Raw genomic sequence first — 15,134 nt, 5'->3', positions numbered from 1 at the left:
CGAAGGCATCAATAAAATAGCCAGTATTTTATCAGGTTGTTATTGCCTATGTGTCAGCGCCCAACCAGCAATTATCATCAGGGCTGTATCGCCCATTTTGATAACGTCAGCGTTTATAACGCCTCGCAGTCAAACCTTGGTTAGGGTATAATTTGCCACTCTTTTTATGCTTCGTACCTAAGGTTGCTATGTTTCATATTGCCCTTTATGAACCCGAAATCGCTCCAAATACCGGAAACATCATTCGTCTATGCGCCAACAATGGCTCGCAGTTACATTTGATTGAGCCGTTAGGTTTTGATCTCGAAGAAAAGAAATTACGTCGCGCGGGACTCGATTATTCGGATCTAACCAGTGTGACTCGCCATAAAAACTATGCCGCTTTTTTAGAGGCCATGGCAGGAAAGCGTATTATTGCTTGCACCACTAAAGGTAGCCGTCCTCATACGCAAATTGCTTTCCAAGAAAATGATGTATTATTATTTGGCCCCGAAACCCGTGGGTTACCAATGGATATTATTGATGCGACGCCACTTGCGCAGCGCTTACGTATCCCAATGACCGCCAATAGCCGTAGCTTAAACTTATCCAATTCAGTTGCCATTATTAGTTATGAAGCATGGCGTCAGCTGGGTTTTGCAGGCGCTGAGTAATGAAAAAGACGCTATCACCTGAAACCCAACAAGATGCTTTAGCCATTGCTAAAGCAACCCAAAAACCTGGGCAAGTTAAAGAACAAACCAAGCTGATTGCTGCGGGCGTTGAAAAGGGGATTGCTGAATACAAAAAACGTGAGAAGGCTAAGGCTCGCGAACGAGATAAAGCCCGTAAACAGCAGCAAAAATCTAAAAACGCGACAAGCTCAAGTGATGACGATTCCGATATGTCTTACATTGAACCGGAGAGTCGATTCAACCCTTTAACATGGTCGTTGCTGGGGTTACTGCTATTGAGTTGGGCATTGTTTGCCGCTTATTTGTTTTATCGCTAAGTCACTGTGGGTGTTAAGAAGCACTCATTTTATTCTGTCGGCAGAGTATTCTTTGCCGATGGTTTAAGCAGACTAATAGCTCTAATGACTTGATACTGCTCACTGTCGTCATCCAAATAGTGCGCGCTTTGCTGCCATTGCCATCCTGCTGTTGACGGTTTGGTATCACTCATCATGGGATCGAACTGCAATTGTACTAAGGCCGGACGTTGATTAATTTCCCCCTTGCCTAAAAATGAGTAACTGCCCGCTTGCTCATAAAGCGTTAACTGTTGCGAAATATCATCGGTAATCCCATTGGCATACACCAATAAAATATGATCTTGTTGTTGCCTAAACCACCAAGTTTCACTGTTCGAAAAGCGACTACCACGGCTAACACTAATGTATAAATTACGTTTATCTGCCGAGCACATCACCGAAGTGCTTACCTGCTTCGGCGCAACATTCGGATTGGCTGCACTGCCCTGCCACTCACCCACTAGTTGGCTACAAAACGTATCTAAGGTTACTTTCGCAGCATAAGATGACGTTGAATGTGTCAGTAACAACATCGCCGTTAGCAGTAATATTGATCGGCATTTATGTATCATTAACCATCCTCTTATCGCAATCGCGTTTAACACTTAACGGATCCCAAGCTCAACATAGGCAATGTTGCCTGCACCTATCTTGGCTTAGCGAGCTCATTGAATCACTCAGTGACACCATGATATCTAGCCATAAAAAATGGCCCACTTATGTGAGCCATCATACGATACTACAGTGCAATTAGCTGACTAAGTCATTAATTGAATAAGTCATTAACTGACTAACCATTCAACTAATTAAGCAATTAACCCACTAATAACTACTGACCAAAACCCGTCGCAGTGATATCAACTTTAGTCACTTCACCGTATTGCGCCGCAATATCAGCAATGTTTTCAGCGTTGCCAATCAACACAAACTGTAAGTTTTGTTGTGGGAAATATTGCTTAATCAAACGTTGAGTTTCTGCGAGAGTAAGTCCATCTACTTTAGCTTGAAATTGATTAATAAAATCATCATTAAAGCCATACAGATACATGTCAGACAATAAACCGGCTAACTGTCCACTCGTCTCATATTTAGGTGGGAACTGGCCTTTAACATAGGCTTTAGCAGAATCTAAAGTGGTTTGATCAATGCCCTTTTCCCATAAACGAGCATAGGTTTTTAAGGCTAAATCAATGGCTTCTTTAGTGGTCGATGACTTAGTAAAAGTACTGATTTGGAATACCCCAGATTGAGCATAAGGGCTAAAACCAGAACGGGCACCGTAAGTTAATCCGGCATTGACGCGTAATTCATCATTTAACCATGAAGTAAAACGACCGCCTAAAATGGTGTTCACTACGGTTAATCCAACATAGTCTGGATTGTCATAACGGATCCCCACGCCACCAATTAAAAAGGTGGTTTCAATTGCGTCAGGCTTGTCGACCAACAGTACATGAGGTTGGGTTAATGTTGGTAAATGTTGGCTTAAATCTGGCTGAACCACGGTTTCAGTGGTCTGCCAATCGCCAAAGGCTTTATTCAGTTTAGCGGTCATGTCGGCAACATCAAAATCGCCCACCACGTTAATGGTCATGTTGTTTGGTTGATAATAGCCTTTATGAAAAGCACGTAACTCCTCAACAGAAAGTTTAGCTATGGTGTCACTATTGCCTGATACCGGATTGGCATAAGGATGATCACCAAAGACTAACTTATTGAAGTAGCGACCAATCACTGCTCGAGGACTTTCTTTTTGCTGTGATAAACCCACAATTTCGCGCTGTTTTAGTTTATCAAATTCAGCGCTATCAAAGTCTGGTTGGCGCAATACGTGGCTAAAAATATCGAGCACGGTATCAACATCTTTGCTCATCATATTGGCACGAATATAACTGCCTTCTAAATCAGCGTTGGTGTCTATGCTGGCACCCATAAAATCTAACTGCTGCTCGATGTCGGCCTTTGATTGACCCGCGGCACCCAACAGTAAACTTTGTGAGGTGATGTAAGCCATACCAGAGGTAATATCATTGACGGCTCCCGCTCTTACTACGGCATCAATGGTCACTAATGGCACTTCTTTTTGCACCATCAGCTTAACCTTTAAGCCATTGTCTAAGGTAACCGATTGGTAGCTTGGCATAACAAAACTAGCGACTGCAGGATTGGCCGTGTCGGCAGTGGTTTTCTGAGTGGTCGCACAACCACTTATTCCTAAGCTACACGCTAATGCAATTGCTGATAACGATATCTTAATACGTGTGTGAGTTACGGTTTTCATTTGTCTGACTCCTCAGTAGCAGCGAGCACACCGACAGTTCGATTCGCTTTGATTAAATAGGTTTGCGCCACACGTTGAATATCAGCTGGAGTGACCTTGTTATAGGCTTCTGGGGCGTTAAACAGTTTTGCATAGTCGCCAAAATACAGCTCGTATGTGCCTAAAGTATTGGCTTTACCATTAATGGTTTCCATCGTGCGGTAAAAGTCCATTAACTTAATATTTTTAACTTTTTCAAGTTCTTGCTGAGTCACACCTTGCTCGGAAATTAGATCAATCTGCTCGATGAGGGCTTTTTCTAAAGTCTCGGCACTGACTCCCGCATTCGCTACACCCAAGATATAAAACAAGTTAGGGTCAAACGACATCGGCATGTAAGTGTCGGCAGCGACAGCTAATTGCTTGTCGACTAGCGCTTTATAAAAGCGTGAGCTATTACCTTCGCTTAACATCGACGTTAATAAATCCAATGCATAGTAGTCTGCATGGCTAGTTGCAGGTACATGATAAGCCAACATAATGTTTGGCGTGCTTACCGATTCTTTTTTAACAAATACCCGACGTTCGCCATTTTGTTGCGGTTCAACCGTGCGTACGGCTTTCGGTGGGGCTTGGGCCGGAATTGGCGCAAAATACTGATTAGCCAGGACTTTCACTTCGGCTAGCTTCACATCACCGGTAATCACCACTAGCGCATTGTTAGGGGCATAGTAGGTTTTATGGTATTGCTGTAAATCTGCTAATGTCCAAGCTGCAATGTCTGACTCATAACCAATAACCGACCAGCTATAAGGATGCGCCGCAAAGGCGACACTTTTAAGCGCTTCTTGAATCGTACGCCAGTTAGAGTTTTCAAGCCCTGTGGTACGCTCTGACTGCACCACACCGCGCTCACTTTCAACCATTTCAGGATTGATGTCTAAATTGGCGATGCGGTCTGCTTCTAAATCAAAAATAGTTTCTAGACCATTGGCTGGAAACCAGTCGGTATATACCGTTAAATCTTCACTGGTATAAGCGTTGTTGGCGCCACCAGCCGCTTCCATCGTGCGGTCAAACATTTTAGGGCCAAACTTTTTAGAACCGTTAAACATCATGTGTTCAAAAAAGTGCGAAATACCGGTAATGCCTGGTACTTCATTGCGCGAACCCACTTTCCAAAAAATGTACATATTGGCATTAGGGATAGAACTATCCTCCAACACCATAATCTTCATGCCATTATCTAAGGTAAAACTATTAATATCTTCAGCTTGTGTCGCTGACACATTAGGTGCACTCAGTACACCTAACGTCATCAGCAACGCCATTATCTTGCGGGTCATATCTCGCTCCTTTTGAGCTATCGTCCAATGGTTTATTAAAATTGGTTTTTTAAAAATGGATTATTAAAATTGGTTTTTAAATAGGGCTATTGTGCCGCGCTTAATGCGGTTAAAGCAATTTGGGTCATGGTTTGTACGCCAACCTTAAGGGCACTTTCATCAACATAAAATACTGGAGAGTGATTACTGGCGACGTTATTGATATCTTGGTCAGCAGGAGTCACTCCTAAGAAAAAGAACATCCCAGGTGTTTCTAATGCGTAATAAGAAAAGTCTTCCGCACCGGTAATCAGTCCTGGCTCAATCAACATATTGTCACCCACTACAGAGGCGATAACCGGGCGCATTTTGCTGACTAATTCTGGGTTGTTAACCGTAACCGGATAACCAGGTTGGATCACGGTTACTGCAGTGGCGCCAACTGTTTTAGCGGCATTAGCTGCCACTTCGGCCAATTTAACTTTAATGTCGGCGCGCATATCTTGATCGAAAGTACGAATAGTACCGATAAGCTCTACTTCATCAGGAATAATATTCGATCGAATACCACCATTAATGGCCCCAAAACTCACTACGGCGGGTGCTTTGGTAATATCCACCTGACGACTAATAATGGTTTGTACACTATTAATAATTTGTGCCGAGGCCACGATAGGATCAACACCACTCCAAGGACGTGAGCCATGGGTTTGCTTACCCATCACTTTAATCGTAAATGAGTCTTCACTCGCCATTGCAGGGCCGGAACGTAGACCAATCATACCTGTAGGCATGCTTGAAGTAACATGCATACCAAACACTTGCTCAGGCTTGCGCTTAGCAAATAAGCCTTGTTTGAGCATTAACTCCGCACCGCCTTGCTCACCTTCTGGCGCGCCTTCTTCGGCTGGCTGAAAGATAAACATTACGTCACCGGCTAGGCTGTCTTTTACTTTTACGAGGTTTTCAGCCACACCCATCAGCATAGCCACATGGGTATCATGACCGCAGGCGTGCATCACACCTACTGTTTGATTTCGATAAGTGTCAGTTACTTTAGAGGTAAAAGGTAAATCAACCACTTCGGTAACGGGCAGCGCATCCATATCAGCGCGTAAACCAATTAATGGCCCAGGCTTGCCGCCTTTTAGTATGGCGACCACACCGGTATGAGCAATACCCGTCTGCACTTCAAGTCCGAGAGATTTAAGATGTTTCTCAATCACTTTACTGGTGCGAAATTCGCGATTAGATAATTCAGGGTGTTGATGTAAATCGCGGCGCCATGCAATGACTTTGCTTTCAACTTGAGCGGTTAGTTCTGCAGCATTGGGCACGCTAGCCAAGGTAGTCGTGCTGTAAACACTGGTGGCAAATACACTTGAAAGCAGTAAAGCAACAGACGTCAGGCGCATGTTTATTCCATTTATTATAGTAATTAGTGCAACAAAACTACCTTGAAATGACGCTTTTGTTAAATCTTTTACCGCTTTGCTAACAAGTCAATTGTATCTATTTATTAATACCCAACACTCACGACTAAACTGGCGACTTTGGAAGGTGAAAAAACACCACATCGCTGTCGATAATTTCAAGCTGCCAACCTTGCTGTAATGCTAACCATTGAAAGGTTTCTATAGAGTAGAAATTGATATGAGTTGGGTCAATTTTATAGTACCAATTGTTAAACTTATCTAAGCTGGGTACTTGTTTGGTCATTACTGCCAATATGCCGCCAGGCAACAATAATGTACTTAACTGCGTCATTAACGCCTGCGCATTGGCAATGTGCTCTATCACTTCAGTTAAGCAAACAAAATCATATTGCTGAGAGAGTACTTGAGTATCTGGGTGGTAAAATAAATCATAATTAACCACCTTAATACCTTGCGCTGCAGCCATTTTACTTAACACTGCGCCTTCACCGCAGCCAAAATCTAACCCTGTTGCGTCGGGTTTAATACGGGCGATTAATGGCGTTAAAGTACGAGATAAAAATTGTTGATAACCCACATCGGCAACGTCATTATTGTGGCAATCATAATGGGCTTTTTCAGCTATTTGATCCAAATGAAATGCTGCAGGAACCGATACCAAAAAACATTGCGGACAACGGACATAGGGACGACTTTTATCTTGAGAAAAAGCAACTGTTTCATGGTGACACAAAGGACAAGACGACAAAGCGAACTCCAAAATAAACCGAATGGGTCAATCAACAGCAAGACTAATCAGATTGAACTGGCTCTATACTGGTGTCTTTAGGGATTTTGCGGGTTTGAGTAGCGGCCTCTTGCGCCTGTTGTAAATACTTTTGCTGACGGGTTAAACGCTCATCCGATTGAACACGGGCTTTTTCGAGCTGCTGCGCTTCCCAATCGTTTGGCTGCGACTTAGCTAATACTTCTTGCTCACGTTCCGAGGTAGCCTTGGCTGCCTCACGCGCTTTTTGCAATTGCGTTTGCTCAAGTTCAGCCGACTCTTGGCGCGCTTGCTCGCCTTTTTCAGCTAAGGTCATTGTTTTATGTGGCTTATCAGCAGCTACTGTAAAAAACGCCAATGAACTGGCAGTAACGAGCAAAATAAATGAGCCTATTAGCCGATGTTTCATCTTGTCTATCCTTTGATTTTATCGCCGTTATAACGCTCACGAACCACAGCAGGCATAGCCGTTAACTTATGTTGCACCATTGCGTTAAACACTGCAAATATTGGCACAATATCTGCCGCTGGATTTAACGCAATCAACGTGTGGGCAACCGCTTCCAGAGTTGACAAGCTGTCGCTACGTTTCGCTTTACGAATGATATATTGCGACTCATCTTCACATTCTAGATGCAATGACGGGTAATTAAGTAACCACGGATTGAGCTGCAACATTCGGTATGCTTTACGCCAAGTACCGTCGACTAAAATAATTATCGCAGCCTCACTTGCTCCAGCCTCGGCTACAGTTTGGCTGTGCTCATTTGGATAAACCACATAAATCGGCTTCGTTTGCGCAGCTAAATAATGTTGCAGCTCAATAAAGTCCGCGGCAGATTCACCCACGTAAATTTTCATCTGCGGCATCACCAGTTTCAATAACCTCACAGTGTTCTTAGCATGATCCACTTCAGATGGATGCTGCATCACCACTACCTCGGTATTTGACGTCACCGGTTTGAGCGCATGACACACGCAAGCCGACTGTGGGTATTGGCAATGGATACAATAACTTCTGCTCATTTTTTGTCTTATTTTGTTGCAAATCTGTTGTTGCAAATATGTAAAGTTGAGTTCAATATACTTCGCTCTACACCATAATACCTCAAGGAAGAACCATTACTATGACTAGAACAAAGATGTCTGTGGCATTAATGCTCGCATTGGCCACAATCCCTGCATATGCAGCACAAGATAATACCTATCACCACGAAGCAGAAATCGGTTTTTTAGACTCATCAGGTGAAGCGGATGGCCTAGTTAACGCCAATTATCGCTATTACTTTAAAGCGGTTGAACAAGCAGATAAGCCATACGCATTGGCGGGATTCTTTAATCAAGGCTCAACTGTTTCTGCGCGTTATGCCACCACTGACTTCCAAGATTTATATCACATCTCTGGAGAATACGTTTTTGACTCAAAATGGTTTTTGGGGGCTGGAGTCAACCAGTTAAATGCAGATGATGCTGTATTTGACATCACAACATACGAGATTAGTGCTGGATATTTTTTTAGCAAACACTCAAAGTTATCTTTGAACTACACGACCAACTCAGAATCAGAATCTAACAATGGCGCATATCTAGAATATGAATTTGAATCATATTTTAGCCAAAACATTGATGCTATCACGTTAACTTACGAACATTTTATTCCATTACAATCAACCGCTGGAGTGTTTATAACTGGGGCTGTAGGTTATCAAAACCCACAATATATCAACAACGAAATGCTCACTCAAGTTGATGGCTCAACTCCGACTATAGTGCAAGATTCTAAAATAAACTTTGAAAATGACATTTATACTGTTGCAGTGTTTGCAGATTGGTATATCAATAACGCATGGTCAGTGGGTGCGACTTACTACCGGACAGATGTAAATACTGATTTCAGCAGCAGTAATATTGATGACTCAAATAAAAGTAGCCACAGCAACAACATCACTGAAACGGGTTTAAATACACGTTACTTCTGGCATTTTTCAGATGTATTCTCGGCTAAGTTTTCACTAGAACATTATTTCGATAATGGTGAGTATAATAGTGATTCAGAAACTAATGTTGGCATAGCAATTAACGCCCGTTTCTAAGTTTCATCATATTGAGGCAAAAAAATACCCGCGGAATGTGGTTAGCATTCTGCGGGTTAAAGGTGATATTACTAAAGCTAATTAGTCATGTTGTAACTGTTCTTGATGCAGATGGCTTAAACGGTTCATTGCCATAATGATCAGCAATACTGCACTAAAGCCCCCCATCACAACCGCTATCGCATAAGGTGCTGGTATATCAGTTAGCTGGATCAACGCCGTCAGTATTGATGCCCCACTCATTTGAATGCAACCTAACATCGCCGTCGCGGTACCTGCGCGCTCACCGAAAGCCGACAACGCCATACTGGTTGCTGGGCCAAGCAAAATAGCAAAGCCAATACATAAAATCATCATCGGAGCCATAAAGGCAATTGCGGCGGCTAATCCTTCTTGAGGGCCAGCAAAGTACATCGCGGCTTCGATAACAGCAGCAATCAACATCAACGATAATGCCACTACTACTCCCGGACGGTTACCAATACGCTTAACCAACACTGGGGCAGCAAAACATGCGGCAATATTGACCGCAGCATTAAGGCCAAATAAACCGCTGAAAGTTAATTCTGAAATGCCTAAATGACCAATTAACCATACTGGTGAATAAGACACGTAACATAAAATTGATGCCATCGCGATCATGCAACAACTGGCATAAAACATAAAATGAGGGTCGCCAATAACCGGCTTATAGCGGCTCCAACGGTATAAAGGCCCTGTACTGTCGGTATTTAACGGACGTGTTTCCGGAAAACGGAACCCCACCAAAAACAACACAAAAATGGCATACAAAGCCATAAAAATGAAGGTAGAACGCCAGCCAAACTGTAATGCTAATAAGCCACCAAATGTAGGTGCCAGTGCCGGGACCACACAAATGGCACCATTTAGATAACTGTACATCGACACACTTTCTTTGCGCGAATAGCAGTCACGTACCGCACTAAATACCACAATAGAGGTGGAACAAGCCGCTAAGCCTTGAAACACACGGGCAACCTGCAACCATTCAAACTCAACCGCATAAGCCCCTAATAAACTGCTAATGCCATAAAGTACAATCCCAAATAATGCGACAGGTTTACGGCCAAAACGGTCCGCGAGTGGACCAATTAAAATTTGCCCTACGCCCATCGCAAATAAAAATAACACTAAGGTGGACTGTACTTCACTGTTTGATACACCGTACTCCAATGCCATTGCAGGCATAGACGGTAGATAAATATCAATAGCCAACGGGCTCAAAAGCACCATAAACATTAACAGTGGCAATAAGTTACGACGCATAAACTTCTTTCTCTCAAATTTTTAATGCACAAAGGTCACCCTTAATAGGGCGCTATAATAAGTCAAATGGAGGTATGAATGAAAATGATATAAAATCCGAAGTGAATTTCCATTTGAGAATATCACATGAATTTAGACAACCTTGCTCGAATCGATCTTAATCTATTAGTCATTCTACAAGTATTACTTGAGGAGCAAAGCGTCACTCGGGCTGCCCATCGCTTGCATGTGAGTCAATCTGCTGTCAGTAAAAGCTTAAATCGGTTGCGAGAAACATTAGACGATCCACTGTTTCAACGCACAGCACACGGCTTAAAGCCAACCGCACATGCTGATGCATTAAGACAACAACTGCCGTTGGTATTACAAAACTTGTATCAACTTACGCAACCGCCAACCTTTCATCCGGCGACCAGTAACCGCCAATTTTCATTCTCGATGGTCGAAAGTGCTTATGAAACCTTAATTCCCTATTTTATCGGACCATTATTACAACAGGCACCGTTAATAAAATTAGATTCCTATGTTTGGACCGAAAAATCCATGCAAGACCTACAGCAAGGACAAATAGATTTTGGCATTGCAGGTCGAGATATTCTGCCTCAAACCGACGTCAATATTGACAACGTACCTGAAGGCATTGAATCACAAGTCTTATTTAACGATCATCAAGTTTGCTTAGTGCGTAAAAATCATCCTATTTTACAGGCTGTAAAAGATGGTCGCTGGGATCAAGCTCACTACCTTAACATGTCTCATGTACAGGTAAGATGTGAAGGTAACGATTGGTGGGCACTAGATTACCACTTAGCCAACTTGGGCTTACATCGTAACCTATCGACCACAGTGCCAGATTTTTATGGTGCTGCCAGCGTTTGTGCCAATACCGATTTAATTTTTACCTTGCCCTCTAGCTTTGCTAACCATGCACAAAAACTATATTCGCTGGTGCCCATCCCCTTACCCTTTGAGTTTATGCCTATGGCTTATGTGTTTTTATGGCATGAACGAAATAATCAGGAGCCGGGACATCAATGGTTTCGCAATATTATTTTCAGCAGCGTCGATAAAGCCATCGCGAACCAACATATTAGTAAACACAACGGCTGACATTGAGCCTAAATTGAACTTTTAGCTCGCGCAACACTCAAATAAAACGACTAGATGACAAATAATCCATCAAGCCAACCTGATGGATTATGTAATAGGGTAAACCCTCGGAGATCAGAGGATGTTCAGTTCAATTTACACTCACAAAATAATGCAACGCCTGCAAAAAATGCGACCATTGGCAACATTAACAACGGTTGCCACAGTCTTGATCGGCGGCTTGCTATTATTACCGTTAATATTACCGTTAATATTACCGTTAATATTACCGTTAATATTACCGTTAATATTACCGTTAATATTACTGTTAATAGTACCGTTAATATTACTGTTTGTGTTTGTAGGTTTTATCGGTATGACACTGTTAAGCCGCCAATACATGCGCCAGCATCGTACTGCATCATCCCCCCTTTCAACAGCTAATCCCAAAGATGATATTTATCATGATCATCCAAATATTGAACGAGAAAACTCGAATCAGAAATCTCGTTTGAGTCATGCCAAATCTGCAGGACTATCGTAACTAAAGTTAAAAAATAACAGGTTAGTATTGACTCACCTATTGACCATCATGCAGCCGTTATAACATGACAGCGAAAGTAACCATCACTAAAAGCATTTTATAAACAGTATGCCTAAATCTAGTCTCGATTAACCCTTTGGCATTGTCTGTGTGGGCAATAACTTTCGCTCTCAAACTTAAAACATTAACTAGGTTTAACGTGACATATTATGTCAAAACGTTGCAAGCTGTATATTAAGTCATCGTTACTAATTTATAGGTAACGTCTTTAGACACCCATATTCAGACCAAGCGCATTCAGGAGCTACCATGAAATTTAATCAATCATTCCACACTGCCAATTTGAAAAGTCGATTCTCTGCTATGAACCCCATCTTGGCATTACTGATGTTTTTTAGCATCGCATTAACCACAATTGTGCTATTACCCTTTTTATTGTTACTAGGTTTATTAAGCTTTATTACTTTACAGCTATTAGGTAAAAAAATATTGCAGAGAAACCAGTCACAAGCCCAACAAGGTGATATCTACCAAGACCGCGCTGATGTTCAGCGCGAACAAGCAGCGCCTTACGCAGATATGTTTAGCCGACCTAAATCGAATCAAACTGAACACACTGGTCGCACATTTGAGCATCAGGCAGATTAACTAACCGTTAGATGCATTTAGTGACAACCTTACCGCTTCTAACCATTGCTCCAAATTGGTATTGGCTTTGTTTATCTTAGGATTACCGTCATTAGTAGTCATTCCTGCAAGCTATTAACGATATCTAAGGCGGTAAAACCTTAAATATTCGCCAAAAATATCGGCTTGCTATGTTTATTATTTATGTAAAACATAAATAGCGGCTAAACACTAGTCACCTCTTAGGCATTGAATCGCGCAGATCAAACCCCAATGTCATTAGAAGGCGGGCAAATAGAGTAGCAAACGATGCTGCCACATTTGCCAGTAATATAAGCCAAAAATTCGATACTGAGGAGAAGATAAAATGAACAAGATACTCATTTTAGGCGCAAGCGGACAGATCGGTAACATGGCGACAAAGCAGCTATTAGCAGATGGCCAATCAGTCATAGCATTAGTGCGAGATAAAAATAAATTGGCTGATATCGCCAGCGATAAGAAGCTAGACATCGTTGAAGCGGATTTAGAACAGGACTTTAGCCAAGCATTTAACGATTGCGATCAGGTCATTTTCAGCGCTGGCTCAGGTGGTAAAACAGGTGCAGACAAAACTATGCTCATTGATTTATGGGCGGCCTGTAAAGCCATTGATTACGCAAAAGCGGCTAATGTGTCACATTTCATTATGGTCAGCTCTATCGGCGCTGACGATCCCGACCAAGGCTCAGAACAAATGAAGCCTTACTTAGTTGCCAAACACATGGCCGACGAAGACTTGATCAGCAGTGGGCTTAACTACACTATATTTAGACCGGGTTCATTAACCGATGATCGTGCCACAGGTAAAGTCCAAATCCAACGGCCGAGCAGCAAAGAAAAAATGACCATTCACAGAGAAGATGTTGCTCGCGCACTGACTTACGCTGTAGGAAAGCCACAGCTAGGCGGCAAAGTCTTTGAATTATTTAATGGCAGTAAATCCCTCACTGATGTCCTAAATTAATCCATTCAGTAGGCATTCGCCTAACAACGCCATAAACACTTAAACAACATTAAGGCCAGTACAACGCTGGCCGTTTTTTAGTATTTTTTTCATAGCCTTAGATAAAACAAATCAGCTATATTCCGTGGTTAGGTGCACCACTATTTAGCCCTGAACTTTAAGCCTGAACTTTAAGCCTGAAATGACATTTCATCCATCGCACACTGCTAGATTACCGAACTGGCTGGCGATTATCTAGGTGTGGAAGAGTGACCATTGTGCAAATGATAAAAGCTAATACGCTTGCTGATTTTTGGACAAAAGTGTATTTAAGATATGGCCTGCGGCCACTAACGTCGTGGCGCTTCACCCACACCAGACCAAGAGGAAACCAACGGCAGTTCCCTCTTGGAACTCCCAGCCGCCCCGCAACATTTTCTGAACAGCGAAAAAATTGCCATGGGGATTGATCCAGCTTTTGACTTCGTCTGTAACCGTCTTCGGCCCATCTTGTAATAAAGAATGAAAATGCTAACGCTTCCGATGGTACATCCTGTACCGCGAAAGCTAGCCTGACGTCCTGTCAGGCTCACGCATTCTTTTATAAAGAGTCTTCAACGGCCACAAGTTCAGAGTTGAATTTATCCATTTTCAAGCAAGGTATTTAACGCATTTATGGACAAAAGTGCGTTAGATTCCTAACTCTAGTTCGTGAGTTTCGGATTAAAATTTCTATGGGTAACGTCCAAAGCACGCGCCAAATACCGGAGCTTTGTTTTTGTGAGAGCATTTTTCGGCACGAAAACGAAGTGAAGAGTATTTGGTCGCAGTGACTTTGTTTGTTAACTTTATAGTAGCTCTCGAGAAAAATTTATTACATTTTCACCAAACTGAGTAATTGCTTGCTTCTTGAGAGGGTTTAGCAGCAGCCGAACCTCAATGAGGTCATTTCCAACATCAGCAACCTCATCTTCATCTGCAGAGGTTTCGCAGATGGCAGTCATCTTGGCTTCCATTTCTGTCAGAGCCTCAAGAATAATTTTGGCTTCAGAAGCGGTTAAATCGAGTTGAATACTACTCATGCAAATTTGCCTTCTTTTTTGAACACCCGAGTGGCAATCAATGCCATTTCTTCAAGTAATCCTTTGTATTTATCAACAGGCATATTACACGCCGGTGAAATACAATAGTGATGGGGTTTATCCTGAACCATCTTTAAACCAACCGGAGGCCTAGTGTTAGGAGCGAATCGCCACGCCCAACCTGTCATTGGCGATTCGTTGATCCCAACCTTATCAAAGACGCTAATGCCTTTACCGTTTGCGATAATAACCTTAATACCGTTAATTTCGATTATATCTACGTCTCTAGCGCGTACATTGGCAAGCTTTGGACTTGTGGAATTACCTAGTCGGAAGAGCTCTTCAGGGAGGATGTAAAATTCCATTGGAAACATGATGATGTCCTTTTCATGATTAAGAGTTAACGTTTTAGTATTTATGAGTTGCGCTGTTTGCGACGCATAAATCGCTTGTTGGACTTGGTCGAAGCCACATCCAAGTTAACGGGTAACTTTTTTCTTAACGTAAGATGCTATAGGAATTCGCTTTTTAACGGTAGTGGTATTTTGTACAATCTTTTGGCTAATTTCCCGTTCTGATTACACCTTTTAAGGTGGGTTTTGTTAGCTTTCATCTTTTTCGATTATTG

At 42.4% G+C, this 15,134-nt stretch carries 17 protein-coding genes; 7 read left to right on the top strand and 10 right to left on the bottom strand.

Annotated features, from left to right (window positions below; genetic code table 11):
* Nucleotides 1-188 precede the first annotated feature (188 nt).
* The gene (gene trmL / locus AAEY98_RS04710) at nt 189-653 is read left to right on the top strand and encodes a tRNA (uridine(34)/cytosine(34)/5-carboxymethylaminomethyluridine(34)-2'-O)-methyltransferase TrmL (protein ID WP_059745837.1); all 465 of its coding nucleotides are present in this window, start codon (nt 189-191) and stop codon (nt 651-653) included.
* Entirely contained in the window at nt 653-991 is a 339-nt protein-coding gene (locus tag AAEY98_RS04705; protein WP_351015297.1) for a DUF2956 domain-containing protein, read from the top strand. The genes trmL and AAEY98_RS04705 overlap by 1 nt, the downstream gene beginning before the upstream one ends.
* Before the next feature lie 29 nt (nt 992-1,020).
* Here AAEY98_RS04705 and AAEY98_RS04700 read toward each other — a convergent pair whose 3' ends face one another.
* From AAEY98_RS04700 to AAEY98_RS04670, 7 genes are all read right to left on the bottom strand, one after another.
* A complete protein-coding gene (locus AAEY98_RS04700; protein WP_351015294.1) occupies nt 1,021-1,584 on the bottom strand; it encodes a hypothetical protein in 564 nt (187 codons plus the stop codon).
* 257 nt (nt 1,585-1,841) lie between these two features.
* The gene (locus AAEY98_RS04695) at nt 1,842-3,293 is read right to left on the bottom strand and encodes a M16 family metallopeptidase (RefSeq protein ID WP_351015291.1); all 1,452 of its coding nucleotides are present in this window, start codon (nt 3,291-3,293) and stop codon (nt 1,842-1,844) included.
* Nucleotides 3,290-4,603 (bottom strand): M16 family metallopeptidase, encoded by a 1,314-nt coding sequence (locus AAEY98_RS04690; RefSeq protein WP_502959634.1) that lies wholly within the window; start codon nt 4,601-4,603, stop codon nt 3,290-3,292. Before AAEY98_RS04690 ends, AAEY98_RS04695 begins: the two co-directional genes overlap by 4 nt.
* A 101-nt stretch (nt 4,604-4,704) precedes the next feature.
* The gene (locus AAEY98_RS04685; RefSeq protein WP_351015285.1) at nt 4,705-6,012 is read right to left on the bottom strand and encodes an amidohydrolase; all 1,308 of its coding nucleotides are present in this window, start codon (nt 6,010-6,012) and stop codon (nt 4,705-4,707) included.
* Nucleotides 6,013-6,136: 124 nt separating this feature from the next.
* Nucleotides 6,137-6,781: a class I SAM-dependent methyltransferase gene (locus AAEY98_RS04680; RefSeq protein ID WP_351015282.1), complete on the bottom strand. Its 645-nt coding sequence runs from the start codon at nt 6,779-6,781 to the stop codon at nt 6,137-6,139.
* 43 nt (nt 6,782-6,824) lie between these two features.
* A complete protein-coding gene (locus AAEY98_RS04675; protein WP_351015279.1) occupies nt 6,825-7,208 on the bottom strand; it encodes a hypothetical protein in 384 nt (127 codons plus the stop codon).
* 5 nt (nt 7,209-7,213) lie between these two features.
* Nucleotides 7,214-7,825, bottom strand: coding sequence for a tRNA-uridine aminocarboxypropyltransferase (locus AAEY98_RS04670; RefSeq protein ID WP_351015276.1), 612 nt, complete (start codon nt 7,823-7,825; stop codon nt 7,214-7,216).
* Nucleotides 7,826-7,926: 101 nt separating this feature from the next.
* Here AAEY98_RS04670 and AAEY98_RS04665 point away from each other — a divergent pair, with 101 nt between their 5' ends.
* Nucleotides 7,927-8,892, top strand: a complete 966-nt coding sequence (locus AAEY98_RS04665; protein WP_351015273.1) for a hypothetical protein — start codon at nt 7,927-7,929, stop codon at nt 8,890-8,892.
* Nucleotides 8,893-8,973: 81 nt separating this feature from the next.
* Here AAEY98_RS04665 and AAEY98_RS04660 read toward each other — a convergent pair whose 3' ends face one another.
* Nucleotides 8,974-10,179: a multidrug effflux MFS transporter gene (locus AAEY98_RS04660; RefSeq protein ID WP_101084920.1), complete on the bottom strand. Its 1,206-nt coding sequence runs from the start codon at nt 10,177-10,179 to the stop codon at nt 8,974-8,976.
* A gap of 126 nt (nt 10,180-10,305) precedes the next feature.
* On the opposite strand from AAEY98_RS04660, the gene AAEY98_RS04655 reads away from it, so the two are divergent.
* The 4 genes from AAEY98_RS04655 to AAEY98_RS04640 all read left to right on the top strand — a co-directional run bounded on the left by AAEY98_RS04655 (nt 10,306) and on the right by AAEY98_RS04640 (nt 13,445).
* Nucleotides 10,306-11,289 (top strand): LysR family transcriptional regulator, encoded by a 984-nt coding sequence (locus AAEY98_RS04655; protein WP_101084919.1) that lies wholly within the window; start codon nt 10,306-10,308, stop codon nt 11,287-11,289.
* A 121-nt stretch (nt 11,290-11,410) separates the two neighbouring features.
* Nucleotides 11,411-11,812 (top strand): hypothetical protein, encoded by a 402-nt coding sequence (locus tag AAEY98_RS04650; RefSeq protein ID WP_351015270.1) that lies wholly within the window; start codon nt 11,411-11,413, stop codon nt 11,810-11,812.
* A 309-nt stretch (nt 11,813-12,121) separates the two neighbouring features.
* Nucleotides 12,122-12,460, top strand: coding sequence for a hypothetical protein (locus AAEY98_RS04645; protein WP_192114022.1), 339 nt, complete (start codon nt 12,122-12,124; stop codon nt 12,458-12,460).
* A 346-nt stretch (nt 12,461-12,806) separates the two neighbouring features.
* The gene (locus AAEY98_RS04640) at nt 12,807-13,445 is read left to right on the top strand and encodes an SDR family oxidoreductase (protein ID WP_351015267.1); all 639 of its coding nucleotides are present in this window, start codon (nt 12,807-12,809) and stop codon (nt 13,443-13,445) included.
* 827 nt (nt 13,446-14,272) lie between these two features.
* Here AAEY98_RS04640 and AAEY98_RS04635 read toward each other — a convergent pair.
* Complete coding sequence (locus tag AAEY98_RS04635; RefSeq protein WP_123778767.1) at nt 14,273-14,506, bottom strand: hypothetical protein; 234 nt, start codon at nt 14,504-14,506, stop codon at nt 14,273-14,275.
* Nucleotides 14,503-14,880 carry a Tse2 family ADP-ribosyltransferase toxin gene (locus tag AAEY98_RS04630; protein ID WP_011635781.1) on the bottom strand — a complete coding sequence of 126 codons (378 nt, stop codon included), beginning with the start codon at nt 14,878-14,880 and terminating at the stop codon, nt 14,503-14,505. Before AAEY98_RS04630 ends, AAEY98_RS04635 begins: the two co-directional genes overlap by 4 nt.
* Nucleotides 14,881-15,134 lie beyond the last annotated feature (254 nt).

The organism is Shewanella sp. AC91-MNA-CIBAN-0169, assembly GCF_040310165.1.
GTDB lineage: Bacteria > Pseudomonadota > Gammaproteobacteria > Enterobacterales > Shewanellaceae > Shewanella.
This window is presented reverse-complemented; position numbering and strand designations above follow the sequence as displayed.

Excerpts from the sequence above, each read along its gene's own strand:
- trmL (WP_059745837.1), top strand. The coding sequence starts at position 189 with ATGTTTCATATTGCCCTTTATGAACCCGAAATCGCTCCAAATACCGGA.
- AAEY98_RS04705 (WP_351015297.1), top strand. The coding sequence starts at position 653 with ATGAAAAAGACGCTATCACCTGAAACCCAACAAGATGCTTTAGCCATT.
- AAEY98_RS04700 (WP_351015294.1), bottom strand. The coding sequence starts at position 1,584 with ATGATACATAAATGCCGATCAATATTACTGCTAACGGCGATGTTGTTA.
- AAEY98_RS04695 (WP_351015291.1), bottom strand. The coding sequence starts at position 3,293 with ATGAAAACCGTAACTCACACACGTATTAAGATATCGTTATCAGCAATT.
- AAEY98_RS04690 (WP_502959634.1), bottom strand. The coding sequence starts at position 4,603 with ATGGCGTTGCTGATGACGTTAGGTGTACTGAGTGCACCTAATGTGTCA.
- AAEY98_RS04685 (WP_351015285.1), bottom strand. The coding sequence starts at position 6,012 with ATGCGCCTGACGTCTGTTGCTTTACTGCTTTCAAGTGTATTTGCCACC.
- AAEY98_RS04675 (WP_351015279.1), bottom strand. The coding sequence starts at position 7,208 with ATGAAACATCGGCTAATAGGCTCATTTATTTTGCTCGTTACTGCCAGT.
- AAEY98_RS04670 (WP_351015276.1), bottom strand. The coding sequence starts at position 7,825 with ATGAGCAGAAGTTATTGTATCCATTGCCAATACCCACAGTCGGCTTGC.
- AAEY98_RS04665 (WP_351015273.1), top strand. The coding sequence starts at position 7,927 with ATGACTAGAACAAAGATGTCTGTGGCATTAATGCTCGCATTGGCCACA.
- AAEY98_RS04660 (WP_101084920.1), bottom strand. The coding sequence starts at position 10,179 with ATGCGTCGTAACTTATTGCCACTGTTAATGTTTATGGTGCTTTTGAGC.
- AAEY98_RS04655 (WP_101084919.1), top strand. The coding sequence starts at position 10,306 with ATGAATTTAGACAACCTTGCTCGAATCGATCTTAATCTATTAGTCATT.
- AAEY98_RS04650 (WP_351015270.1), top strand. The coding sequence starts at position 11,411 with ATGTTCAGTTCAATTTACACTCACAAAATAATGCAACGCCTGCAAAAA.
- AAEY98_RS04645 (WP_192114022.1), top strand. The coding sequence starts at position 12,122 with ATGAAATTTAATCAATCATTCCACACTGCCAATTTGAAAAGTCGATTC.
- AAEY98_RS04640 (WP_351015267.1), top strand. The coding sequence starts at position 12,807 with ATGAACAAGATACTCATTTTAGGCGCAAGCGGACAGATCGGTAACATG.
- AAEY98_RS04635 (WP_123778767.1), bottom strand. The coding sequence starts at position 14,506 with ATGAGTAGTATTCAACTCGATTTAACCGCTTCTGAAGCCAAAATTATT.
- AAEY98_RS04630 (WP_011635781.1), bottom strand. The coding sequence starts at position 14,880 with ATGTTTCCAATGGAATTTTACATCCTCCCTGAAGAGCTCTTCCGACTA.